Here is a 24,973-nt window from a genome sequence, read left to right as displayed (position 1 = left end):
TGCCTCTCATAACTCGCGTGAAAACAACCAACAGCAAAGTTGGTCGCAAATACGCGAGAAATGAGCGATGTTCGTAATCATTTGTTATTGAACACATTACGACTAAAGCCTCTCTTTTTATGCGTAAATTTGCCCCTTCTTTGCGACTAAAGCATTAAGATAAGCCTCCTATTTGCATGCTTTAATGCTGCTACTGTATGTGAATAACACCTCTATTGAGTGTTTCCAAGGGCGTTAAATCAATATTTCAACCGCAAGAGACGTCTATTTTGTCAAAATCAGCGTAATTTTGTTGGGCGTTTGCCTATTAAAATTTTCTATTTTGAAGATTTTGAATGGTCGTTTTTTGGTAAAATTACAGGACAAAAAAATTATCTCTCACAAATAAAAAAATGTATTTCCAACTGCCATTTTTATGTTAATTCTTTTTTTTGAAACAAAAATTATTTTATCTTTGCCACGTTATACTAACTTAAATCTTATACAACCATGGAACAAGAAAATGCTAATATTCTTGGCGGTCAGTTGAGCAAAAAGAATCTCATTGAATTCATCTGCATTATGATACTGACCGCCATTGTTTGGAACCTACCAACAGACATCTTTGGAATTGAAGGGCTTACCATTGTCCAACAGCGTATCATCGCCATTTTTGTTTTCGCCACTTTATCGTGGATTACAGAAGCCATTCCATCTTGGGCCACATCTTTAGCTATCATTACTGTTATGTGTCTCACCGTTTCCAATAATAGTTTGGCTTTTTTCAAAGGAGAAGAGAACGAAGTTTTTGGTACACTACTCAAATCAAAAGAAATCATGGCAACCTTTGCCAACCCTGTTATCATGCTTTTCTTGGGTGGTTTTATCTTGGCAATCGCTGCTACGAAATCAGGATTAGATGTATTATTAGCAAAGAATCTGATAAAACCTTTTGGAAAAAAGAGCGAAAATGTCTTGTTAGGCTTCTTACTTATCACTGGCGTTTTCTCTATGTTTGTCAGCAATACCGCTACCGCAGCCATGATGTTGACTTTCCTCACCCCTGTATTTGCAGCTCTCCCTGCTTCAGGTAAGGGTCGTATAGCACTGACGCTTAGTATTCCTGTTGCTGCCAACCTTGGCGGTATGGCAACCCCCATCGGTACTCCTCCTAATGCAATTGCATTACAGGCGCTCAACAATCCCGATGGACTGAACTTAGGAATTGACTTTGGAGAATGGATGGCGTTCATGTTTCCATTAGTAATCGTGTTACTCTTAATCTCATGGCGCATTATTCTTAATTTTTTCCCATTCACACAGAAGACCATTGAGTTAGAAATCAAAGGACACATCTCTCATGGATGGCGCATGTGGGTAGTGTGTGCTACATTTATTCTAACCATCTTGCTTTGGCTCATTCCACGAGATATTACAGGCATCGACTCCAATACCGTGGCTATGGTTCCTATGGGTATCTTTGCTGTTACAGGTGTCATCACGGGTAAAGATTTACAAGCCATTAACTGGAGTGTCATTTGGATGGTTGCTGGTGGTTTTGCTTTGGGCTTAGGTATGAACGGTTCTGGACTCGCCGACTGCGCCATTGAGAGTATCCCATTCCACCAATTTAGCCCAATCATCATCTTGATGCTTTCTGGACTGATTTGTTACTTCTTGTCTAACTTTATTTCAAACACAGCAACAGCCGCTCTTTTGGTGCCAATTTTAGCTGTAGTTTGCTCTGGCATGGGTGACACACTGAACACTATTGGTGGTACAGCAACTATTTTAATTGGTATTGCTATTGCTGCATCGTCAGCAATGTGTCTCCCTATTTCAACACCTCCAAATGCTATCGCCTATTCTACAGGTTTGGTAAAGCAGAACGATATGTTGAAGGTTGGACTAACTGTAGGCATCATTAGTATGATTCTTGGCTACTTCGTTCTCTTCTTCATTGGTGGAAGTCATTTCTTATAAGACGATAAGACGAAATAAAAACCAACACGAGATATGGCAAACTAATAAGATTTAGTTTGCCATATCTCGTTACTTTTCATTATCTTTGCAATCAATACATGAAGTCTAAAAACAGATAGTTTATGGTACAAGAATATGATTTTCTGATTATTGGAGGCGGAATTGCGGGCATGAGCTACGCCTTGAGCGTTGCCAATAGTGGAAAAGGAAAAGTAGCCCTCGTTTGTAAAACAACACTTGACGAGGCCAATACAGCTAAGGCACAAGGAGGAATTGCCTCCGTCACCAACTTAGCCGTTGACAATTTCGAAAAACATATCAATGACACCATGATTGCAGGCGACTACATCTCCGACCGTGCTGCCGTTGAACAGGTAGTTCGCAATGCACCAAAGGCCATACAATCGTTAGTCAACTGGGGCGTGAACTTCGATAAAAAGCAAAATGGCGAGTATGACTTACATCGTGAAGGTGGACACTGCGAGTTTCGCATCCTACATCACCAAGACGACACAGGCTTTGAGATTCAACGCGGACTCATGGCTGCTGTGCTGAAACATCCAAACATCAAAGTGTTAGAGAACCATTATGCGGTGGAAATTATCACCCAACATCACTTGGGACAAACGGTTACACGCAAAACTCAAGACATAGAATGTTATGGTGCTTATATCCTCAATCCCGATACTAACAAGATAGACACCTACTTGAGCAAAGTAACTTTGATGGCTACAGGCGGAACAGGAGCGGTGTATGCCATGACTTCTAACCCCATTATTGCTACAGGCGACGGCATTGCCATGGTATATAGAGCCAAAGGAACGGTGAAGGACATGGAGTTTGTACAATTCCACCCTACGGTTCTTTTCAATCCTGCAGAAACACACCCTGCATACCTGATTACTGAAGCCATGCGAGGATATGGTGCCATTCTGCGACTTCCAAATGGCGAAGAGTTTATGCAGAAGTATGACGAACGCTTGTCATTGGCACCACGTGACATCGTGGCACGCGCTATCGACCGTGAAATGAAGATTCATGGCTTAGACCACGTGTGCTTAGATGTGACACACAAAGATGCCGAAGAAACCAAAAAACATTTCCCACATATTTACGAAAAGTGTTTGAGCATCGGTATAGACATCACCAAACAATATATTCCTGTTTGTCCCAGTGCGCATTATATGTGTGGAGGCATCAAAGTCGACCTTCATGGCGAAAGCTCTATTCACCGTTTGTACGCTGTTGGTGAATGTTCTTGTACAGGATTGCATGGCGGCAACCGCTTAGCAAGCAACTCACTCATCGAAGCAGCAGTATATGCAAAGGCAGCAGCCGAGCATTCTGTCAGCGTTATCGACCACTATTCTTTTAACACCAACGTACCCGAATGGAACGATGAAGGCACCATGACCAACGAAGAGCGCATCTTGATTACACAAAGTGTCAGGGAGGTGGGCGAAATCATGAGCAATTATGTGGGTATCGTACGAAGCGATTTGCGATTGAAACGTGCATGGGATAGACTTGACTTACTGTACGAAGAGACGGAAAAACTATTCAAAAGCGTGACAGCTACACGCGACATCTGCGAATTACGCAATATGATTAATGTGGGATATCTCATTACACGTCAGGCAATTGAGCGCAAAGAGAGCCGCGGGTTACATTACACAGTAGATTATCCCAAACACGCATACGACCGATAAGCAAGCGTAAAAACAAGCATCAATAAATACAAAACACAGAGTACTCCGTTGAGCAAACGTACCTCTGAAACATAAGAATACAAAAGAAATGGTAGACAAGAAATGGCAAGAACTGGGCTATATTGATGAACCCATTCCAGAAGGAACAGACATCAAGGCTGAAATAAGGAAGATGTGCAAAGAAAAGAACGCACTCATCATGGCACACTATTATACAGAAGCAAGTGTGCAAGACATAGCCGACTTTATTGGAGACAGTTTGGCGTTGGCACAGAAAGCTGCCACAACCGATGCGGATATTATCGTGATGTGCGGTGTACACTTTATGGGAGAAACCAATAAAATACTATGTCCCGATAAAAAGGTCTTGATTCCTGACCTCAATGCATCGTGCTCGCTGGCAGAGAGCTGTCCTGCCGATGCGTTCGAAAAGTTTGTCAAGGCACATCCCAACCACACTGTGGTGAGCTATGTCAACACCACAGCAGCCACCAAGGCACTGACTGATGTGGTAGTTACCAGTAGCAACGCACGGCAAATTGTCGAGTCGTTCCCCAAAGACACACCCATGATATTTGGACCCGATCGCAATTTAGGTAGCTATATTAACAAACTCACAGGTAGAGACATGCTAGTTTGGGACGGTGCTTGTCACGTCCACGAAAAGTTTTCTGTTGAGCGCATCCTCGAATTAAAGGCTCAACATCCGAATGCAAAGATATTAGTGCACCCCGAATGCAAAGGACCAGTAGTGAAATTGGCAGACAAGGTGGGCAGTACCAAGGCATTGCTCAATTATAGTATTCACGATAAAGCACAAGAATTTATCGTGGCTACCGAGAGTGGCATCTTGACCGAGATGCAAAAATCGGCACCACAAAAGACTTTCATCCCCGCTCCACCCGACGACAGTACCTGCGCTTGCAACGAATGTAGCTATATGAAGCTCATCACAATGCGCAAACTGTACAATTGTCTGAAATATGAATGGCCGACCGTTGAGGTTGAACCTGAGATTGCGAAAAAAGCCATTAAACCCATCCACAGGATGTTAGAGATATCAAAGCAATTAGGCTTGTAAAGGATAAAAACCAAAAGAATAAAAACGATAATATGCTATCTGTAAATCAACTTAATGACAAACTTATAGAACTGGCGTTCAGCGAAGATATTGGCGACGGTGACCACACCACGTTGTGTTGTATTCCCGCCACTGCTATGGGCGAGAGTAAACTACTTATCAAAGACGAGGGTATCTTTGCAGGAGTAGAAATAGCCAAACAAATATTCCATAAATTCGACCCTACACTCAACGTTGAAGTGTATATTCAAGACGGAGCACCAGTGAAACCGGGCGACATTGTGATGAGCGTGAAGGGCAAAGAGCAGAGCTTGCTACAAACAGAACGACTGATGCTCAATATCTTGCAACGCATGAGTGGAATTGCTACCATGACTCACAAGTACCAACAAGCACTCATCGATGCAGGCACTAAAACACGCGTACTAGACACTCGCAAAACCACACCAGGCATGCGAATGCTGGAAAAAGAAGCGGTAAGAATTGGAGGCGGTATGAATCATCGCATTGGATTGTTTGACATGATTCTGCTGAAAGATAACCACATTGACTTTTGCGGTGGTGTACACAATGCCATTTCACGTGCCAAACAGTATATCAAAGAACACGGGAAAGACGGTATGAAAATAGAATGTGAGGTACGTGACTTCCAAGAACTGGAAGAAGCATTGACAGAAGGATGCGACCGTATCATGTTTGATAACTTCTCGCCCGAAGATACACGCAAAGCGGTAGCCATGGTCAACAGCAGATGTGAAACCGAATCGAGTGGCGGCATTACCTTCGACACCATGATACCATACGCAAAAGCTGGCGTCGACTTTATTTCCTTTGGAGCCTTAACACACAGTGTCAAAGTGTTAGACATGAGTTTTAAGGCTGCAGGTAGCAACAAACTGAAAGTGTAAGCACATGGGAGCGTCAACAAAGGCTTAATGCTGACGCTCCCTACTCCACATTTATTTTACTTCATTGCTTCTGTTTTTGTTGAAAGGAATTGTGTCCTTTCAACACATCAACAGTTTCTCTTCTTCCGCCGCTAATTTATCTTTTTATAGCTTATCACCGCCCACACATCTATAACAACGGCAAAAATCATTAAGATGAACATATTTTCTGCTATCCCTGCAAAGTTGCCTCCCCTAATAAAGACGGTTCGCATCCCGTCAATATAATAGGTAACTGGGTTGATGATAGTCACGCTGCGTGCCCAATCGGGCATACTCGACACGGGAGTAAACAAACCACTGAGCAACATGACAAACATAATGATGAAGAACATCACGAACATGGCCTCTTGCATTGCGTCACTGTAATTAGAGATAATCAGACCGATTCCGCTAAATATTAGCGCCATCATCATGGACAAGAGATAAATCAAACTGATATTTCCAGCTGGATAAATGCCGTAAACCATCCATGCTAACAAAATACACTCTGTAAGAACAAACATGGAGATGAACCAATAAGGAATCATCTTGGACAAGATGAATTGCAATTTACTTACAGGCGTAACATTCATTTGTTCAATCGTTCCCTTCTCTTTCTCACTCACAATATTCAAAGCCAATAGAAATCCACAAAGCATAATGAGCACCAGTGTCATCAGAGCGGGTATCATAAAAAGTTTGTAATTTTTATGTGGATTGAACAAAGCCAAAGTCGAAAAGGGTGACTTCATTGGCTTGATTTGTAAGTCCTGCAAATTTTGATTTACGATGTTGGCTACATAAGACGAACCCATACCACCTTTTGTCCCATTCACGGCATTCGCTGCAATGAGAACTGGCTGCGGATTTCCAATCACCTGATTTCGTTCGTAGTTGGGAGGAATGACTAATACTATATCGGCATCATTGCGTTCAATCTGCTGTAAGGCAATAGGATATGTTGGAGCTGTACCTGTAAACTTAAAGTAAGGTGAAGCTTGCAAGCGTTGAACTAAACGTTGAGACAATGTGCTGTGATCATTATCTACCACAGAGATGTAGATATTCTTCACTTCCAAATTGGTTATCCATGGAAAGATAAGCATAATGGCAATAGGAAAGAATAAGATGAGCTTCGGAATAAATGGATTGTTCCGAATTTGGATAAACTCTTTCTGTATAAGATAACGCAGTGTCATGACAACCTGATTTTAAACTTTTTCAAGGCAATGCCTAAAAACAATAAAGTCATTCCTAACATGATGATGAGTTCCTCGTAAATCATGTTCACTCCAACACCCATAATCATCACTTTTTTGATAGCCGACACATACCAACGGGTGGGAACAATCGTTGAGATATATTGAATAACGGTGGGCATACTCTCAATGGGATAAATCATTCCAGAGAGCATGGTACTCGGCATAATCAGTAGCATTCCCGATATCAATAGGGCTACCACCTGTGTTTGGGATACAACACTAATAAGCATACCCAATGCCAATGCCAAAACAATATACAACAGCGAAACTGCCAAAATGGTGATGACGCTACCCTCTATGGGTACAGCCAGGATAAACTTTGAAATGAGTAAAATACTAATGAGAATAAAGATGGAAAGCACAAAATATGGAACCGTCTTGGCAATCATAATATACAATGGCTTGACTGGCGATACCAAAAGTACTTCCATCGTTCCTCTTTCCTTTTCACGTACAATACTCACCGAGGTCATCATTGCACATATCAACATCAAAAGCATTCCCATGATACCAGGTACAAAGTTGTAGGCACTCTTCATTTGCGGATTATAGAGCAGCTTGGTGTTAGCTATCGCTTGTTGCTGAGCTGTTTGCTGACTACGCAACTCGTCCATGATTATCTGCTGAATATAAGAAACGCGCTGTTCAGCCATGTTGGGATCGGTATAATCTACTAAAAACTGGACACTTGCTTGCTCACTGTATCGCTCATTGGCAAAATCATTTGAGAACACAATCGCCATGTCTGATTGATGGTCGGCTAAGAGTTGTTTGGCTTCCTGTGTGCTACTCACCGTTTGTGTCACCACAAAATATTCTGAAGCATCGATGCGTTGAACCACCTGCTGAATACGTGGATTCATCACAGCCGTAACCACGGTCACCTTTACATTACGAATATCAGTAGTAATGGCAAAACCAAAAATAAGCATCATAACAACAGGCGTACCAAACAAGATGAGCATTGTGCGGCGATCACGCACAATGTGTTTGGTCTCTTTGATGACAAATGATATAAATTGATTCATGATGTCTTTCCCATTACGTTATTCCCCACGGGTAGCTTCACGCGCTAAAAGGGTAAACACTTCGTCCATACTCTCAAGTTGATAGGTCTGTTTTAACTCTTTGGGAGTACCCATAGCACGAATTTTTCCGTCTACCATGATGGATATTCGGTCACAATATTCCGCTTCATCCATATAATGAGTGGTGACGAATACGGTGATTCCTCTTGCCGAAGCATCGTATATCAACTCCCAAAACTGCCGCCGTGTTGCAGGATCTACCCCACCTGTAGGCTCATCTAAAAACACCACTTCGGGCTCGTGGAAGATACTTACCGAAAAAGCAATCTTCTGTTTCCACCCCAAAGGTAAGGATGCTACCAATGAGTTGCGATGTGCTGTAAAATTTAATCGCTGCAACAAATCATCCAACTTACGTTCGATGAGCTGTGGTGGCATTCCATAAATTCCTCCAAAAAGCTTGATATTCTGTGCCACTGTCATATCCTCATACAACGAGAATCGTTGACTCATATAACCAATGTGCTTTTTGATTTCTTCAGATTGCTTCCGTATATCATACCCTGCCACTGTTCCTGTACCACTGGTGGGTTTGTTGAGTCCTGTTAACATGTGCATGGCGGTTGTCTTACCAGCTCCATTCGCTCCTAAAAAACCAAAGATTTCGCCACGACGAACACTGAAAGAGATGTCATCAACGGCGCGGAAATTTCCAAAAGCCTTGACTAAATGGCTGACTGTTATCACTTCTTCTATATCAGAAGTTGCTGCATCAGCAGCCGATTGTTGGTGTTGTAATCCTTTGGGATTGAACACATCGGCAAATTGGGTGAGGATGTTTTCGGCAGTATCTACTGCTCTCACCTTCCCTTCATCTAAGAAGGCTACCCGTTCGCAACACTTAATTTCATCCAAATAAGGCGTAGCAGCTACAATCGTGATGTTTCTTTGTTTCAACGTTTTCAACATCTCCCACAACTCTTTGCGTGATACGGGGTCTACTCCTGTTGTGGGTTCGTCGAGGAAGAGCACTCGAGGTTGATGAATTAAGGCACACGAAAGTGCCAACTTTTGCTTCATTCCGCCCGACAATGCACCTGCCTTTCGATGTTTGAAAGGCTCTATCTGTGAATAGATTGCCTTGACACTTTCGTATCCCTCTTCGACTGTAGTACCAAATAAGTCAGCAAAGAACTTTAAATTCTCCTCTACGGTTAAATCTTGATACAGCGAAAATTTCCCTGGCATATAACCCACACACTGCCTTATGGTTTTATATTGTTGCACCACATCGCAACCGTCAATACTCACTGTACCCGCATCGGGCAACAGGAGCGTTGCCATGATACGAAAAAGTGAGGTCTTGCCAGCTCCATCTGGACCTATCAAACCAAAGATTTCGCCTTGATTGACCGTGATAGAAACATCATCAAGCGCCTGGACACGACCATATTGTTTGCTGACGTGGTTTACTTCAATAGCGTTCATCACAACTAAAGCTTCATGCCTCCATACATACCAATCTTAATTCTGCCATTATTTTTTACGGCTACCTTGACGGCATACACTTGATCGGCACGTTCATCATCAGTCAATATGGTTTTAGGAGTAAATTCAGAACGAGGTGAGATCCACACCACTTTGCCTTGGTAAGTCTCACGTTGCTCATTGCCGTAATCGCTAAAAACCTGAACCTGCTGCCCTATCTTCACTTGCTGCAACTGTTGATTGGTTACGTAAGCCCGAAGAATGATATTAGTCATATCAGCCACCTTAAACAATGGTTTTCCTATGGAGGCGAACTCACCTTGCTCGGCATACTTCTCCAAGACGGTTCCTGAAATGGGCGACGTAATATGACACTTCGCTAACTGGTCTAAAACCTGACGCTTTTGGATATCGTTGGCATTCATTTGGGAATTGAGTGCACGTCTGTCACTGTGCAATGCCGTTCTTTGAGCCTCTATTTGTCGCCTCAACACATTTACAGCCGATGTGGCATCATCGAGTTGTTTACGATTTGCTGCACCACTGTTCACTAACTCTTCGAAACGTTTTTGCTCTTTTTCCGCAGTCTGTAATTGTTGCTGTAGTGCTGCAATCTGCTTGTTGACATTTGGTTTCTGATTCGCTATAGATGCCGTAGTTGCCCCTACTTGGCGAGCTTTCAATGCCAACTGAACTGTATCAATCAATCCTACTTGCTGATTCGCTTCCACCATCGTTCCTTCCTGAACATTCAAAAAGAGTAATTTGCCATTTTGTTCAGCGGAAACGATGATTTCAGTTGCTTCAAATATTCCTGTCGCATCGTATGGATGTTCGTTCGAAGAACATCCTGACAAGAGTGCCACGATGCTGAAGAGGGTTAAGCCTATCTTTTTCATATTAATTGTTATTGATGTTTTTGAGCTGATACATAGCCTCTAAGAGTTGGATTTCATGGATGCTTTTTTGCTGACGTGCCTCATTCACAGCATTCACATCACGCAACATTTCATTGATGGTTTGAATGCCATTTTGAACCTTTGTGACGGATACGTTATGAATATTTTCGCGCAAACGGATGATTTCATCATCCTGATTGAGTTTTTCACGCAAATCTTCGACAACACTTTGCTCTTTTTCATTTTGTAGATGAATATTGAATAAGAAGGTTTCACGCTCTTGATCAATCATAGACTTCTTGGTCTCTATGCTTCTCAAATCATTCTTACGCGTATAGAAAGGAGAGATTTTCCAAGAGAGCGTAATACCTCCAGCCAACATTGCAGGTTTCATCATATCCAATACTTTGTTGTGATACATGCCCATCGCAAAAGCACTTAATTGAGGTAAGAGACGAGCGGTCAACGACTTTCGCTGTGTATCGAGCAAGTTTTGCTGTGCCGCATAATAAGATAGTTCAGGACGCAGCACACCTTGAGACTTGGAAATAGGTAGCGGGACTGGCTTTTCCAATGTCGTTTTCTCATCAAGAGCTTTACCAATAAACAAACCAAGCATCTGGATATAGGATTTCCGAGATGTGCGCAAGCTACTTTCCTGTTGAGCTGCCCGCAACTGTTCTACCTTTACTGCATCCACATCCGACTGATTAGCAAGTCCTCCATTCATCAAGGACTGAACCGTATTCAAACTTAAAGTCAAATCGTTTTGCAACAACTTCAACTGTTTGCTTTGTTCATCTATCATCAAAATGCCAAAATACAATTGATTGACACGCTGGTTAATTTCGTACAAGCGCACATCCAATTGTTTCTTATCTGCCTCTGCTTGAGCCTTTATGAGTTTTCTTTGTGCTGAAATAGCACCTCCGTCATAAATCAATTCGCTGATTTGAATACTTCCATTCAGCAGGTAATTCTTCATATCTCCCATCCCCATAGCATCTGTCTTGGGCGATGAGTTGGTAGGATCGGTAAAACCATTGGCACCAAAACTGAATTTTACTTCTGGTAAAAAGGCTTTCATCGCATTAGATAATGTATATGCTTCACTCTTTTCAAGCAGACCATATTGCTTAATGAGTGGGTATTGCTGTCGTGCCATGTCATGACACTGGTCGATATCCAATTGTGCTAAACATGGAGAAATCAGAATAGATAAAATAAAGACTAAAATTTTCCTTTTCATCTTTGACTTACTTTTATTGATTGCAAAATTACATATAAAACAGTTGATAATGCTTACCTATCAGGTTTAAATTATGTCCTTTTTGTACAGTTATTATAAATAAACATGGTAAAATAGGTTATTATTATTATCTTTGTGTCATATTTATATTTAAAAGATGAAACTCAAACAACCGCATCATATCAGTTTTGACAATTTTGAAGATATACTCAAAAACCATGTTGACTCATCCTCACAACCTCCCTATACAGGTCGAACATTCGCCATGGTTAAAAATGTTATCCCTGCACTAAAGAAATCAGGATTTGCTAATAATCTCCTCCAATTTTCTGACATTCGCTTGGGTTACATCAAAGAAGGTGAAATAGAAGGAATTATTAATTTGCGTCATTATCATTTAACCAAAGGCAACATTGTTTGTTTAACGCCTAATACCATACTTGAATTGACAAAAGTAAGTCCAAACTTTAATTTAATGGGCTTAATGCTGAACTCTGAGCAACTGGCTATTTGGCACAAAGAACCATTACCCACTTTTCTTATAAATCAGATGAGCGAAATCGTTCTAAAGCCTGATTCTAAAGATTTAAAGATTTTCTTCCAATTATTCAACCTTCTTTGGAATACGGCACATCTTTATGGTGATGATTGTAAAATGGTTTCAGACCTCATGAGCTGTATCCTCCACCATGTACAATATATCATCAGTGCATATAGCAAAGAAAACAACAGGACGGAAAAGCGAGAAAAAAAGATTTTCCAAACGTTTATTCTACTCGTCAATCAATCTAATGGAATAAAACGTAAACTATCGTATTACGCATCGTGCATGAACCTTACACAACGTTATTTGGGAACTGTCGTCAAACAAGTAAGTGGTATCACTGCAAAGGAGTGGATAGACCGCTCTACTATTCAACGCATCAAAGTTATGTTACGTCACAGCGACAAACAAATAGCTCAAATCTCTTATGAACTTGGATTTCCTAATGAAAGTTTCTTCTGCAAATATTTTAAGCGTATCACAGGCACTACACCAAAAATATATCGAGACGAGACAGTATGACAGTTATTCAATTACGCACAATATCTTTCTTGAAAATAAGCCTTATAATGAACACACCTAATAACCTTATGTTAAATTTTATTCTACAAAATACTTGGGTGACGCACCATATTTATTGGTCTTGGGCTGACTATCCAGCAAACAAAGTACAAATGTGACAAGAACAGTTATGAGTGCAACGGAAAGTGTGGTCATAAAAACAGGGTCTTGGTAAACGTTCGTCAAATGTGTTGCGCTGGAATTAATGTTCACCAACGCCTCGCCAATCCCGCTACCATATATATATAAGGTGTAAATCGTTATTGATAGATAGTTAACAATCGCCCACCATTTACTGGATCCATGGTCTTGTAAGCGTCGCACGGTGATGGCGAGCGCAAAAAACATCATGCCCAAGTCGAAAATAGCAGCGAGCATTAGTGGAAAGAAAGCTTTCCACACATTGGTCAAGAAGAAATAACAAACGGTATACGCCAACATGAACCACCAAAAACTCGAACGGCGTGTTCGCCCTGTAAAGTCGAAAATGCGCTGGCATCCCTCTTTTACAGCTTCAGGAAAGGTAGGTTGTGGTCGTACTAATAATTTATTCATCATAGGTTATAGATTTTTGGATAACAAAGGTTTAGGTGTTTTCTAATAGGTCGGGACGTAAGCGTTTGGTTCGTTCCAACGCCTGTTCCATTTCCCAACTCTTGATAACAGCCTCGTTACCGCTCAATAATACTTCTGGAACTTTCCAGCCCTTGTAGTCGGCAGGACGTGTATAAATAGGTGCGGAGAGCATGTTGTCTTGAAATGAATCGCTCAATGCACTTTGCTCATCCCCTATCACTCCAGGAATAAGGCGCACAATGGTATCGGTCATTACAGCTGCAGCCAGTTCTCCACCCGTGAGCACATAGTCGCCAATGCTTATCTCTCGCGTAATGAGATGGTCGCGTATGCGCTGGTCAATGCCCTTGTAATGTCCGCAAAGTATAATGATATTGCCTTTCAGAGACAAGTCGTTAGCCACCGATTGTGTAAATTTTTCGCCATCGGGAGAGGTAAAGATTACCTCATCGTAGTCTCTCTCCGCCTTCAAAGCCGAGATACAACGGTCTATAGGCTCACATTGCATCACCATACCAGCAAAACCTCCGTATGGATAATCGTCAACTCGTCGCCATTTGTCTGTGGTATAATCGCGCAACTGATGCAAACAAATCTCCGCAAGACCTTTCTTTTGTGCACGTGCTAAAATGGACTCGTTCACAAAGCCCTCAAGCATCTCGGGCAGAATGGTAATAATGTCTATTCTCATAGTTATACAAAAGTAGACAAAAAAGATTAATATTTCTATGCTCTATCTCTTAAATAATGTGAAAGATTTTGTATCTTTGCCGTTGGAAAAGTAAAGTTTCAAATCAAGACATTCAGTCTGTTAATCATCCTTTACCAACTCGTTCACTAAAAATTATAAATAAAATAACAACAATGAAAAAGAACTGTTTAACAACATTACTACTGGCAGGATTCAGTTTATTGGCTACAGCACAAAACATTCAGCTGCACTATGATTGGGGGCAGCAGCTCTACAACGACCTAAGTAGCAGACCTGCAGCAACCGCTACCATTGAAATGTTCAAGCCCGACAAATGGGGAAGCACCTATATGTTTACCGACCTCGACTTACAATCCGATGGTATGACGGGAGCATATTGGGAAATATCGCGCGAGTTCAACATCTCTACTAACAAACAATGGGCTATCCATACTGAATATAATGGCGGATTATCGTCAGGCAGAACGAACAACTCGTATTTTGCTTCGCGCTTTCAACACGCCGCATTACTGGGTGGTGCATGGAATTGGCACAATGGAAATTTCTCCAGAACGTTTTCTGTACAGGTGCTGTATAAATACTTTTTCAAAAACAATCATTTGGGACAGGCGTCCATCAACAGCTTTCAGCTCACCGAAGTATGGGGCATGAATCTTGCAAAAGGGCTACTTACGTTCAGTGGCTTCTGCGATGTGTGGTATCACCCAAATGCCAATGGTAAGCTCATCTTCCTGTCCGAACCCCAATTGTGGCTGAACCTAAACACCTTAAAAGGTTGGAACGATATCAACCTAAGTATTGGTGGAGAGGTTGAGCTAAGCAACAATTTTGTTTGGAATGCCAAAGGACAAAACAATAAGTTCTATGCTATTCCAACCTTAGCTGTCAAGTGGACATTTTAGCCTATAACAACAGCACAGCTATCTCATCCATACCGCTCTACAAACTCATCTTCGGATATGATAGAAATGCCTAAGTCTTTGGCTTTTTTGTTTTTACCAGAAGTGGAATTGACATCATTATTGATAAGATAGGTGGTAGACTTACTCACACTACCTGTTACCTTGCCGCCCTGACTTTCGATGTAACTTTTCAGTTCGGCACGGTTTTTATAATGATGTACATCGCCCGTTATCACAAAAGTCATGCCTTGACAACGAGCACCTTGTGGCTGCAATGACGGTTCTTCGATTTGAACTTCATTCAACAAATCATTGACGATTCGTTGATTTGCTTCGTCTTGAAACCAAGTAACAAGCGACGCAGATTTTTCTGGACCAATGCCTGGAATGTGGGCAAAAGCCTCTAAAGAGCTGGCGGTGGTGGCAACACTTATCAATTCTGCTAAAGGATAAGTCTCTAACAGTCGTTTGCAAACATCTACACCGCATAAAGGAATGGATAGCGCATACAGGAAATGGCGTGCTTCTACTATCCTCGACTTCTCTACAGACTGCATTATGTTGCGCATAGACTTCTCACCAAAGCCTTCTAACAATGCCAATTCAGCAGCATGTGCCGACAAACGATAAATATCCGCATAAGTTTCTATCCAACCAAGATTGATGAATTTGTCCAACGTTTGCTCAGAGATTCCGTCTATATTCATTCCCGCCTTGGACACAAAACGGTCGAACTTTTTGATTTGTTTTGCAGGACATGCCTCGTTGGTGCAGTGTAAAGTAAGCGTACCACTCACAACACTCTCCCTCACCACAGCTTCATGATGACACACTGGACAACTCTTCGGTATATCGAATGTACCAACCGACTGGATGACACGTATCACCTTTGGGATAATTTTATTGGCTTTGATGACCGACAGCGTACTACCAGGACCCCCTATCCCCAAACGTTTACACTCGCTAATGTTGCAGAGCGAGGCGCGTTGCACGGTTGTTCCCTCTAATTCCACGGGAACGAACACTGCCACTGGCGAAATGGTGGAGGCAGCACACGACCACTCTATATGGCGAAGTGTCGTTGTCGCAGCTTCGTCTTGCCACTTAAAAGCCAATCCAGCACGTGTGGCGTGATGCCCTGTTATCGACCCTGTTGCAGCAAAAGAAATATCATCGAACACCACTACCAATCCATCAACAGGGAAAGGATTTCTTTTTTGGGTTACTTTCTCAGTCCAACGCTCAATCACCTGTTCAACCACAGGCAGGGAAGGTTCATTGATGCGCTCTCGTTCCACAGGATGAAAACCTTGTTGTTCAAGCCAATCCATTTGCTCGCCCCATGTTTTGATTTCTTGCTCTACAAAGACCAATGTAAACGGAATCCATTGTATGTGGCGTCGTTCCACCTCCTTGACATCCTTCAACGTAAGAGAACCAGAGGCTAAATTGCGAGGATTGGCATACGCATCGTCAGATTCAAGATTAAAAATTTCAAAATCGGCATACGAAATGACAGCCTCACCGCGTATTACCGTATGACCTTGGAACGGTATGGTGGCAGGCATGCCGCCAATCGCCTTTGCTAAATGCGTGATGTTGGTACCAATATGTCCATTTCCTCGTGTTACTACCTTGGACAATCTTCCGTCATCGTAAGTAGCAACTAAGGTCAGACCGTCTAATTTCCACGACAACCAAACAGGCTTTCCTTCTGCCCACTTCACCAAGTCAGCAGGCTGTTTTGTCTTTGCGAGAGAGAGTGCAGGAAACTCATGTGCCTCTTTTTTACCATTCATTGCGCCATCAGAAACTTGATTGGTAGGACTATCAGGCAGTACTACCCCACTCGACATTTCCAATTGCTTCAGCTCATCGAACAGGGCATCCCACTCATAGTCGGTCATTAGTTCAGGCTTACCACCATAATAATTATCTGATGCGAGGTTGAGCTTGTCAACCAATTTGCGCATGCGCTGCTGAATATCCATATAAGTTTCGTGTTTTATAAGTTTCTTTGCTGACGAGTCATACACAAATAAGTGAACACGGCAAAGCGCATCAACCATACTGGCGGAGTCGCAACCATGCAAACTCGTCTCTTCTCCATTTGCAAAGATAGCAAATTATTTTGTACCTTTGCCAACATGGAGATAATCGTTTCAAAGGAAATAGAACAAGTGTGCCCTGATTTTGTAGGCGCCTGTGTTGAAGCTACGGTGAAAAATTCAGCGTACAGCGAAGACTTATGGCAAGAAATTCATCATAAAGCCCAGCTATACAAAGACACACTGAATACAGAATCACTCAAAGAAATGAGTGGCATACAAGCTACGCGGAAAGTATATCGACGATGTGGCAAAGACCCCTCACGTTATCGACCAGCAGCCGAAGCTCTTATTAGACGGATATTACAGGATAAGCCGCTATATCAAATTAACACCCTCGTAGACTTAATCAATTTGGCGAGCATTGCATACGGCTACAGCATTGGCGGATTTGACGCCGACCAGTTCAAGGGAGATACGCTGACGTTAGGAATAGGGAAAGAAGGAGAGCCATACGAGGGCATTGGGCGAGGAGTGATAAACATTGCTGGACTTCCTGTGTACCGTGATGCCTTGGGAGGTGTGGGTACACCAACCTCAGACCATGAACGAACAAAAATCACACTCAGCACTACACATCTCGTCGTACTTATCAATGGCTATGACGGCAGCGAGGAGCAAGTGCGTGCCAATGCGACATATATACAAGAGTTGCTCAAACGATTTTCTCTTTCCTCTGACAGTAGTTACTATCTGTACAAATAGCATAGAAAGCAAGAAAGTGATGCTTTTTGCTGCATCACTTTCTCGCAAAATCGTCAAACTGTCAACTTGTTGGCCCATCAGTCGTACGATGAAACCAACTTGGCAATATGTTTTAGGCTGGCTCTAAACATGAGCTTTGGTCATTTTAGAGCCAACCTTTAAATTCCAGCATTCTAATCCGTTGCCATTACTCATCATCTGGATGAATATCTGTTGCTTTCAACATCTGGGCAACTTCGTTGTTAATGCGTGCAATAAATTCATCTACACGGAGGGTAGCCTGTTCGCCTCCTCCACGTTCACGCATGGATACAAGCCCATCTGCAGCCTCTTTTTCACCGACAATGACCATATATGGAACACGTTTGAGTTCGTTATCACGAATCTTGCGACCTATCTTCTCATTACGGTCATCAATGGTTGCACGTACTTGTTGCGCTGCAAACTGCTTTGCAACCTGTCGTGCATAGGCATTATACTTTTCAGAAATTGGCAGAATGGCAACCTGATCTGGCGTGAGCCACAATGGGAAGTGTCCTGCGGTATGTTCTATCAAGACAGCCGTAAAGCGTTCTAAAGAGCCAAACGGAGCACGATGCACCATCACTGGCGTACGCTTACTGTTATCTTCGTCTGTATATTCAAGTTTGAAACGCTGTGGAAGATTATAATCAACCTGAATAGTACCCAACTGCCAACGACGCCCAATGGCATCTTTCACCATGAAGTCGAGCTTAGGTCCATAAAAGGCAGCCTCACCATATTCTACTTTTGCGTCCAAACCCTTTTCCTTGCAGGCATCAATAATGGCTTGCTCGCTCTCAGCCCAAACTTCATCAGAACCGATATATTTCTCTTTATCCTTAGGATCTCGCAAACTGATTTGAGCCTCAAAGTTATCGAAGTTAAAGATTTTGAACACAGCTTGGATAATATCCATGACGCGTAAAAACTCATTTTTTACTTGGTCAGGACGACAAAAGATATGTGCATCATCCTGTGTAAACGAGCGCACACGTGTCAATCCATGCAACTCTCCGCTCTTTTCGTATCGATAAACGGTACCAAACTCAGCAATGCGCAATGGCAAATCTTTGTAAGAGCGTGGCTTATAAGCAAACACCTCACAGTGGTGAGGACAGTTCATCGGCTTGAGCATGTATTCTTCATCCTCTTCGGGGGTGTGGATGGGCTGGAAAGAATCTTTGCCATAGTGGGCATAGTGTCCACTGGTGACATAGAGATTCTTGCTACCTATATGGGGCGTAATTACCTCTTGGTAGCCATATCTACGCTGGATATTTCGAAGCATATCTTGCAGGCGTAAGCGTAATTCTGTACCTTTGGGCAACCAGATAGGCAATCCTTTTCCCACACGTTCTGAGAACATGAAGAGTTCCATTTCTTTTCCTATCTTTCGGTGGTCACGCTTCTTGGCTTCTTCCAACATGGTAAGATATTCATCCAGCATTTTTTTCTTGGGGAAAGTAATTCCATAAATACGTGTCATCTGTTCACGTTTTGCATCACCTCGCCAAAAAGCTCCTGCTACACTGGTAATTTTTACAGCTTTGATAAGTCCCGTGGATAACAAGTGAGGTCCACGACATAGGTCTGTAAAATGACCTTGGGTGTAGGTGGAAATAGTACCGTCTTCCAAATCTTGGTCAATATGCTCGCATTTGTAATCTTGTCCATCTTCTTGAAACTCCTTCAAAGCATCTGCCTTCGATATGTTTCGTCTGACCACTGGCTCATTTTTCTTAGCCAGTTCCATCATTTTTGCTTCAATTTTAGGAAAGTCTGTTTCGCTTATCGTCGTTCCTTCCTTGGGCATTACATCATAGAAGAATCCGTTTTCAATAGCAGGACCAAACCCAAACTGTATACCTGGGTAAAGTTCTTGTAACGCCTCTGCCAATAAGTGAGCCGAAGTATGCCAGAAAGTATGCTTACCTTCCTCGTCCTCGAATTTGTATAAGGCAATAGTAGCATCATTGTTAATTGGGCGATTAAGCTCTACTGTCTCACCATTTACACCGCAAGATACAACGTTGCGAGCGAGAGCCGGTGAGATGCTCTCGGCGATTTGTAACCCCGTGACACCCTGTTCATATTCTCGAACAGAACCGTCAGGAAATGTGATTTTAACCATAACAAATTAGTTTTTTATCTGAATCAACTACAAAAGTAATATTTTCTTTCGAGTTGAGGTCATATTTTTCTAAATTCCATATAATTTTCAAATTATTTGGACGCTCGATTTTTCTTCATCAAGCTATACGCATCATAGATTCCAAGTTCGCCAGCTTTACTTAAATTCGCCATACCTGCCGCTCGATCACCTTTCTTCATGTGTACGATTCCCAAGTTATAATAAGCCTCTGCCAACCTATTGTCAAGGGCAATAGCTTTGGTATAATCTTTGATTGCCAATTGGTCATCATTCCGAGTGGCATACAAATTAGCTCGATTATAATATAGATAGGCGTTTTGAGGATCCAATTTAATGGCGTGATTCAAATCGTCTAAGGTCTTGGCTGCTTTCAACTGCGTATCTACACCTTTAGAAGCGTTAAAATCATTCATCATAAACTGGCACACCGCACGTTGCCAAAAAGTAACGACAGAGGTACTGTCCTCGCTGATACAGACTGTCAAATCTTGGATAGCAGCATCATAATTTTGTGTTACCGTGTAGGCTACAGCTCGCTGAAACAATAAGCTCTTCACAGATTTTATGTTTTTAGCATCTTGTATCTGGGCAGACAACTGATCGATGTTTGCAAAATACATCTTCGATTGCTCTGCCGTGAGTTGCTTCGGGCGACAAGTCAACATGAGTTTGTGTTGAGGATGATGCTGCAAATTGAACTCCTCCAGGTCTTTATAAAATGCTTGATACGAACTTATGCCATTCTGATAAGGCAGATATGATACCTCGTACATCGGCATCAGTTCTACTTCTACTTTTCGATGTTGTATCTGTCCGCGATATTCGCTATCATACTCATGCTCAACAGTATTCTCATCGGCAACGACAATTTGGTTGTATTTCTCTGGATCTATCTCGCTTCGCTTGCGCATCTCTTTGAGTTTGTTTCTACTCCAGCGCTTTTGTACACCCACGTGTTTATTCATCTGCGCCTTGAAGATACGAAATTCGTCAAGCTCCGCCTTGGCTATCATTCCTAATCGTCGATAGCAATGTGCCCGATAAGATAAACCTGTCCAGAAGTTAGGAAATTGCTCTATCACCGCCGAATAGTCTCGTATAGCGGCTCGAAGATTTCCTGTCCTATCCAACAACAATGCTCTGTTGAAAATTGCCATGACATTTTTGGGCTCCAGTTTAATGACAAAATCAAAGTCTTCAATGGCACGATTATCGTCGCCCAACTGCATACGCAGCAGACCTCTATTATAATGAGCTAAAAAATCTTGTGGATTCAAGTCCAGTGCCATGTCATAATCGCTCATAGCTCCTCGCAAATTGTTGTAATTCAAGCGCGCCAAGGCTCTATTGACATAGTTATTCGCCTGATTCGGCTTGAGATGAATGGCTTGTGATAATTCCTTGTCTGCCTCTTTCCACTGCTGACGTGCCAGACTGATGTAGGCTCGCATGGTCCAAGTGCTACCATCGTATGGATCAACCTTTAAGCTCTTATCCAGCCACTTGGCAGCCGAAGTGGTGTCCTTTTGATGCAAATAGATTTCTGCCTTTAAGGTATAGGCATTGGCATTCTGTGACCATTTATGAATAATCGTATCCGTTTGCAACTGTGCCTTGGCATACTGCTTATCGTTCATCAAACAAATGGCTCGATTCAACCAATAATTTTGCTGTTGAGGTTGTAACCTTATGGCGTGGTTATAATCGTTAATAGCATCCTCAAAGCGTTCTTGCTTGATGCGAGTAATGGCTCTTAAATCAAAAAACTGGTGAATATAAGGATTCAATTCGATAGCTTTAGAGATGTCGGACTCGGCACCTGTAAAATCATCTAAATAGAATTTCGCCACAGCTCTGTACTGCCATGGCTCGTAAAGATAAGGCTTGAGCGAAATAATCTGATTGAAATATTGTATCGAAAGCACATAGTCTTCATAATGAAGGGCCACCTGACCATTCCTTAACAGCTTGTCAACATTGTATTGTGCTTTTGCTGCAAGGGATAGACAAGCCAAGAAGATGAGGACCTTGATGCGATACATACATTCTATTTGCGTACAGGCTTGGTACGATAATGACATTCGTACTTGCCCTGTGTCATCGCTTTTAATTTATTCTTGATAAGTTGTTTGCGAAACGGACTTACTCTATCCACAAACATTTTACCTTCCAAATGGTCGAACTCGTGCTGCATCACACGGGCTAAATAACCCTCCACCCATTCATCATGCGGCTGAAAATCTGAATCCATGTATTGCACACGAATGCGTGTATGGCGTGTTACCGACTCATGGATGCCTGGGATAGATAGACACCCTTCTTCCATGGACGATACAGGAGAGTCTTCGTCAATCTCGATAATATGAGGGTTGATGTAGGCACGCCTAAAGTCTTTGTACTCGGGTAATTCGTCAGACAATACATTTAAGTCGATTACAACGACCCGAATCGACTTGCCTATCTGTGGGGCAGCTAAGCCTACGCCATCCGAAGCGTCCATGGTTTCAAACATATCTGCGATGAGTTGCTGCAGATTTTCATACGCTGGGGTAATATCTTGTGCTACTTTACGCAACACGGGCTGTCCATATATATATATAGGTAATATCATTATTTCTTTATTAAATAAGAATCTAAGACAAACATTCGTTATTTACGTCTCGATTCCATATAGCTCTGCAAAATAATAGTAGCCGAAACTTCGTCTACCAAAGCTTTGTTTTGACGGGCTTTCTTTCCAATACCACTTTGCAAAATTGCTTGATGTGCCAACACTGATGTAAAGCGTTCGTCGTAAAATTCGATAGGAATTTGCGGCATCGCCTTACGCCATCGGTTGACAAACTGCTGAACCCTGGCAAAGTTTTCGCTCGGTTTTCCATTCGTCTGCATCGGTTTGCCTATCACAATCCGTTCCACCTCCTCTTGCGCTACATAGGTCTTGAGAAAGTCGAAAAGTGCAGATGTAGCAACAGTTGCCAACCCATTTGCAATAATTTGCAATGAATCGGTAACTGCTATGCCCGTACGTTTCTTTCCGTAATCTATCGAAAGGATACGCATGGTGAAAAGATACCAAGAGCGACATTCTTATGCCACCTCTTCTGAAACGAAGAGATGGCAGACTGTCGCCTCATGGTTGATTATTTCTTATACAGCAACCAAGCGTCAGGATACTGCTGACGGAACTGATTACGAGAGCGTACTGCAGAGGCTTTGTCAGCATGTGTAGAAGCGACTACACGATACATGTTGCGTCCTGCGTTGTAAGCAATCTGAGCTGCATAGCCAGCTGCATTCAATGTGCGCTGCAAACTTTCGGCGTTAGCCTTCAAGCCAAACGAGCCAACTACTACACTAAAGGCGCTCAAGCCATTACCGCTAACCACCGTAACGTCTTCTGTGCGGAACGTTGCGTTATCTACATTGTCCTGAACAGTTGTCTCTGTTACAGGAGCTGGCGTCAGAGGTGTTACTGTAGGCACTTCTGCCTCAGTCTCAGTCTTTGCCTGTTCTTGAGCTTGCGCCCTCTCATACATCTTCTTATAAGCACTCTCGCTCGACTTACATCCAGTCAGTGCAAGTGCTGCACATAATCCTGCGCATAAAACAATTCTTTTCTTCATCATCTTGTTGTCGATATTATTAATTAAACTTTTTTGATTCTATACATTTATCTATCAAGGGCGAAATTACAAAATATCTGTCAAAAAGAATGAATTGTACTCACTAAAGTTTGTTAAATCAATAGAATACAAACTTTTTAACACAAAAAACATCGTTACACGGTTGCTCGTTTGTAAAAAAAATCGTATATTTGCGTTATGACATTTGGAAGAGTATCCAATGCTAAAAAAGTTAACAAACAATATTCACATTAAAATTTAGAAACATGAGAACAGTTAGTTGTATTGGCGCATTCTTAGGAGGCGTCCTTGTAGGAGGATTAGTAGGCTTGTTGGTTGCACCACAAAAGGGACAAGATACTCGTAATAAAATCAGTGACACGATTGACGATTTTTGCAAAAAGCACGATCTCAAATTGTCTAAGAAAGACGTAGATGATTTGGTAGATGACATCAAGGATGCTGCTGCTGATATCGTAGATTAAACATTATTATATGTTTTCAAACGACAGAAACGTAGAAACCATTAGCCAACTGGTTGATGTATGCAAACATTACATCGGGCTTCAGACAGAGTATGTCAAGCTCGATGTAATTGAAAAGGTGGTTCGTCTTATTACCGTTCTCACACTGGCACTCTCATTAACCATTGTATTGGTATTAGCGCTCATATATGTTTCGTTTGCCGCTGCTTATGCACTCGAACCCCATGTAGGGCTTCCTTTTGCCTTCCTCATCATTGCGGGCTGTTATTTATTCACTTTTGTGCTGTTTTTCCTGTTCCGCAAACAATGGATTCAGCGGCCAATTGTCAAGTTCTTGGCAAGTTTATTGATGGAGAATTAGTGATGACAAAGAATAATTATGATACACCTCAGACGAAATATACGTCTTTGTCAGAGATTCGAGAGCGCAAGCAAGCACTATTGGATAACATCAGAAACGATGATTCACAGATGAAAGCTCTATGGGATCAGCTATTTGGTACGTCACCATCTTCATTGACCACCAATTTGCCATCCAAGCGATTTTCAGGATTGTTGAGCACAGGAGCTGGTGTTTTTGACGGTATAGTGTTAGGCTGGAAACTATATAGAAAATTTAAAAAGAGGAGATAAACTCTCTCTTCACTTCGCAAAAAAAGATAACTTTGATAGAAGGTTGTCTTTTTTTTATCCGCCCCCACTGTTGATTTCTTATAACAGGAACACTGACAGAATGTCTCCAAAAACCACAGTACAAATCCGTTACGCTCCATAAACGTGTAAAACAATATATACTTTACACAGAACATAAACCCACAATCCTTTCATTTGAAGACTGAGATTTTTACAAGGAAGAACACCCACAAAACTGCATCTGTAAAATTAGTGACACACTCCATGGAAGGATAATAAATGCCGAATTTTCTTTACAAAGTGTCTCTCATAACTCGCGTGAAAACAACCAACGGCAA

General features: G+C 42.1%; 23 protein-coding genes. 10 read left to right on the top strand and 13 right to left on the bottom strand.

What is annotated here, in order from left to right:
- The first annotated feature begins 489 nt into the window (after positions 1 to 489).
- The 4 genes from HMPREF9304_RS13735 to nadC all read left to right on the top strand — a co-directional run bounded on the left by HMPREF9304_RS13735 (position 490) and on the right by nadC (position 5,660).
- Positions 490 to 1,962 carry an SLC13 family permease gene (locus HMPREF9304_RS13735; protein WP_036930129.1) on the top strand — a complete coding sequence of 491 codons (1,473 nt, stop codon included), beginning with the start codon at positions 490 to 492 and terminating at the stop codon, positions 1,960 to 1,962.
- 122 nt (positions 1,963 to 2,084) lie between these two features.
- A complete protein-coding gene (gene nadB / locus HMPREF9304_RS13730; RefSeq protein ID WP_008126054.1) occupies positions 2,085 to 3,671 on the top strand; it encodes an L-aspartate oxidase in 1,587 nt (528 codons plus the stop codon).
- Positions 3,672 to 3,759: 88 nt separating this feature from the next.
- Positions 3,760 to 4,752, top strand: a complete 993-nt coding sequence (gene nadA, locus HMPREF9304_RS13725) for a quinolinate synthase NadA (RefSeq protein WP_036930127.1) — start codon at positions 3,760 to 3,762, stop codon at positions 4,750 to 4,752.
- A gap of 32 nt (positions 4,753 to 4,784) precedes the next feature.
- Complete coding sequence (gene nadC, locus HMPREF9304_RS13720; RefSeq protein ID WP_036930125.1) at positions 4,785 to 5,660, top strand: carboxylating nicotinate-nucleotide diphosphorylase; 876 nt, start codon at positions 4,785 to 4,787, stop codon at positions 5,658 to 5,660.
- A gap of 131 nt (positions 5,661 to 5,791) precedes the next feature.
- Here nadC and HMPREF9304_RS13715 read toward each other — a convergent pair whose 3' ends face one another.
- The 5 genes from HMPREF9304_RS13715 to HMPREF9304_RS13695 are packed head-to-tail and all read right to left on the bottom strand — an operon-like array spanning position 5,792 to position 11,607.
- Positions 5,792 to 6,880, bottom strand: a complete 1,089-nt coding sequence (locus HMPREF9304_RS13715) for an ABC transporter permease (RefSeq protein WP_036930123.1) — start codon at positions 6,878 to 6,880, stop codon at positions 5,792 to 5,794.
- The gene (locus HMPREF9304_RS13710) at positions 6,877 to 7,971 is read right to left on the bottom strand and encodes an ABC transporter permease (RefSeq protein ID WP_036930122.1); all 1,095 of its coding nucleotides are present in this window, start codon (positions 7,969 to 7,971) and stop codon (positions 6,877 to 6,879) included. Before HMPREF9304_RS13710 ends, HMPREF9304_RS13715 begins: the two co-directional genes overlap by 4 nt.
- Before the next feature lie 18 nt (positions 7,972 to 7,989).
- Entirely contained in the window at positions 7,990 to 9,459 is a 1,470-nt protein-coding gene (locus HMPREF9304_RS13705; RefSeq protein WP_036930119.1) for an ATP-binding cassette domain-containing protein, read from the bottom strand.
- A gap of 5 nt (positions 9,460 to 9,464) precedes the next feature.
- Positions 9,465 to 10,358 (bottom strand): HlyD family secretion protein, encoded by an 894-nt coding sequence (locus HMPREF9304_RS13700; protein ID WP_036930116.1) that lies wholly within the window; start codon positions 10,356 to 10,358, stop codon positions 9,465 to 9,467.
- Position 10,359: 1 nt separating this feature from the next.
- Positions 10,360 to 11,607 (bottom strand): TolC family protein, encoded by a 1,248-nt coding sequence (locus HMPREF9304_RS13695; protein ID WP_036930112.1) that lies wholly within the window; start codon positions 11,605 to 11,607, stop codon positions 10,360 to 10,362.
- 157 nt (positions 11,608 to 11,764) lie between these two features.
- On the opposite strand from HMPREF9304_RS13695, the gene HMPREF9304_RS13875 reads away from it, so the two are divergent.
- A complete protein-coding gene (locus tag HMPREF9304_RS13875) occupies positions 11,765 to 12,673 on the top strand; it encodes a helix-turn-helix domain-containing protein (protein ID WP_052046182.1) in 909 nt (302 codons plus the stop codon).
- A gap of 78 nt (positions 12,674 to 12,751) precedes the next feature.
- On the opposite strand, the gene HMPREF9304_RS13685 is transcribed toward HMPREF9304_RS13875, so the two are convergent.
- Together HMPREF9304_RS13685 and trmD are read right to left on the bottom strand one after the other, a co-directional pair.
- Positions 12,752 to 13,270, bottom strand: coding sequence for a DUF805 domain-containing protein (locus tag HMPREF9304_RS13685; RefSeq protein WP_231564550.1), 519 nt, complete (start codon positions 13,268 to 13,270; stop codon positions 12,752 to 12,754).
- 28 nt (positions 13,271 to 13,298) lie between these two features.
- Positions 13,299 to 13,979 carry a tRNA (guanosine(37)-N1)-methyltransferase TrmD gene (gene trmD, locus HMPREF9304_RS13680; RefSeq protein ID WP_036930109.1) on the bottom strand — a complete coding sequence of 227 codons (681 nt, stop codon included), beginning with the start codon at positions 13,977 to 13,979 and terminating at the stop codon, positions 13,299 to 13,301.
- Positions 13,980 to 14,152: 173 nt separating this feature from the next.
- On the opposite strand from trmD, the gene HMPREF9304_RS13675 reads away from it, so the two are divergent.
- Positions 14,153 to 14,902, top strand: coding sequence for a nucleoside-specific channel-forming Tsx family protein (locus HMPREF9304_RS13675; RefSeq protein WP_036930106.1), 750 nt, complete (start codon positions 14,153 to 14,155; stop codon positions 14,900 to 14,902).
- 23 nt (positions 14,903 to 14,925) lie between these two features.
- Here HMPREF9304_RS13675 and ligA read toward each other — a convergent pair whose 3' ends face one another.
- Positions 14,926 to 16,893 (bottom strand): NAD-dependent DNA ligase LigA, encoded by a 1,968-nt coding sequence (gene ligA, locus HMPREF9304_RS13670; protein ID WP_036930148.1) that lies wholly within the window; start codon positions 16,891 to 16,893, stop codon positions 14,926 to 14,928.
- Positions 16,894 to 17,049: 156 nt separating this feature from the next.
- Here ligA and HMPREF9304_RS13665 point away from each other — a divergent pair, with 156 nt between their 5' ends.
- On the top strand, positions 17,050 to 17,715 hold the full coding sequence (locus HMPREF9304_RS13665) for a B3/B4 domain-containing protein (RefSeq protein ID WP_036930103.1): 666 nt from the start codon (positions 17,050 to 17,052) through the stop codon (positions 17,713 to 17,715).
- Positions 17,716 to 17,902: 187 nt separating this feature from the next.
- Here HMPREF9304_RS13665 and thrS read toward each other — a convergent pair whose 3' ends face one another.
- The 5 genes from thrS to HMPREF9304_RS13640 form a co-directional block, all read right to left on the bottom strand.
- Positions 17,903 to 19,870 (bottom strand): threonine--tRNA ligase, encoded by a 1,968-nt coding sequence (thrS, locus tag HMPREF9304_RS13660; protein ID WP_008126085.1) that lies wholly within the window; start codon positions 19,868 to 19,870, stop codon positions 17,903 to 17,905.
- A gap of 92 nt (positions 19,871 to 19,962) precedes the next feature.
- Positions 19,963 to 21,933 (bottom strand): tetratricopeptide repeat protein, encoded by a 1,971-nt coding sequence (locus HMPREF9304_RS13655; protein WP_036930100.1) that lies wholly within the window; start codon positions 21,931 to 21,933, stop codon positions 19,963 to 19,965.
- A gap of 5 nt (positions 21,934 to 21,938) precedes the next feature.
- Positions 21,939 to 22,502, bottom strand: a complete 564-nt coding sequence (gene def / locus HMPREF9304_RS13650; protein WP_036930097.1) for a peptide deformylase — start codon at positions 22,500 to 22,502, stop codon at positions 21,939 to 21,941.
- Positions 22,503 to 22,540: 38 nt separating this feature from the next.
- Positions 22,541 to 22,954 (bottom strand): Holliday junction resolvase RuvX, encoded by a 414-nt coding sequence (gene ruvX, locus HMPREF9304_RS13645; protein WP_008126091.1) that lies wholly within the window; start codon positions 22,952 to 22,954, stop codon positions 22,541 to 22,543.
- 80 nt (positions 22,955 to 23,034) lie between these two features.
- Positions 23,035 to 23,517 (bottom strand): SPOR domain-containing protein, encoded by a 483-nt coding sequence (locus HMPREF9304_RS13640; protein WP_008126092.1) that lies wholly within the window; start codon positions 23,515 to 23,517, stop codon positions 23,035 to 23,037.
- Between the two features lie 266 nt (positions 23,518 to 23,783).
- Here HMPREF9304_RS13640 and HMPREF9304_RS13635 point away from each other — a divergent pair, with 266 nt between their 5' ends.
- From HMPREF9304_RS13635 to HMPREF9304_RS13625, 3 genes are read left to right on the top strand one after another with little or no spacing between them, the layout of a single operon-like run.
- Positions 23,784 to 24,002 (top strand): YtxH domain-containing protein, encoded by a 219-nt coding sequence (locus HMPREF9304_RS13635; RefSeq protein ID WP_008126094.1) that lies wholly within the window; start codon positions 23,784 to 23,786, stop codon positions 24,000 to 24,002.
- Between the two features lie 10 nt (positions 24,003 to 24,012).
- Entirely contained in the window at positions 24,013 to 24,363 is a 351-nt protein-coding gene (locus HMPREF9304_RS13630; RefSeq protein WP_025071658.1) for a phage holin family protein, read from the top strand.
- A 2-nt stretch (positions 24,364 to 24,365) separates the two neighbouring features.
- Positions 24,366 to 24,635 carry a hypothetical protein gene (locus HMPREF9304_RS13625; RefSeq protein WP_025071657.1) on the top strand — a complete coding sequence of 90 codons (270 nt, stop codon included), beginning with the start codon at positions 24,366 to 24,368 and terminating at the stop codon, positions 24,633 to 24,635.
- Positions 24,636 to 24,973 lie beyond the last annotated feature (338 nt).

Origin of the sequence: Hoylesella timonensis S9-PR14 (assembly GCF_000762405.1) — a bacterium.
GTDB lineage: Bacteria > Bacteroidota > Bacteroidia > Bacteroidales > Bacteroidaceae > Prevotella > Prevotella timonensis_A.
The sequence above is the reverse complement of the archived record's forward strand: the minus strand, read 5'-3'. Positions and strand labels throughout refer to the sequence as shown.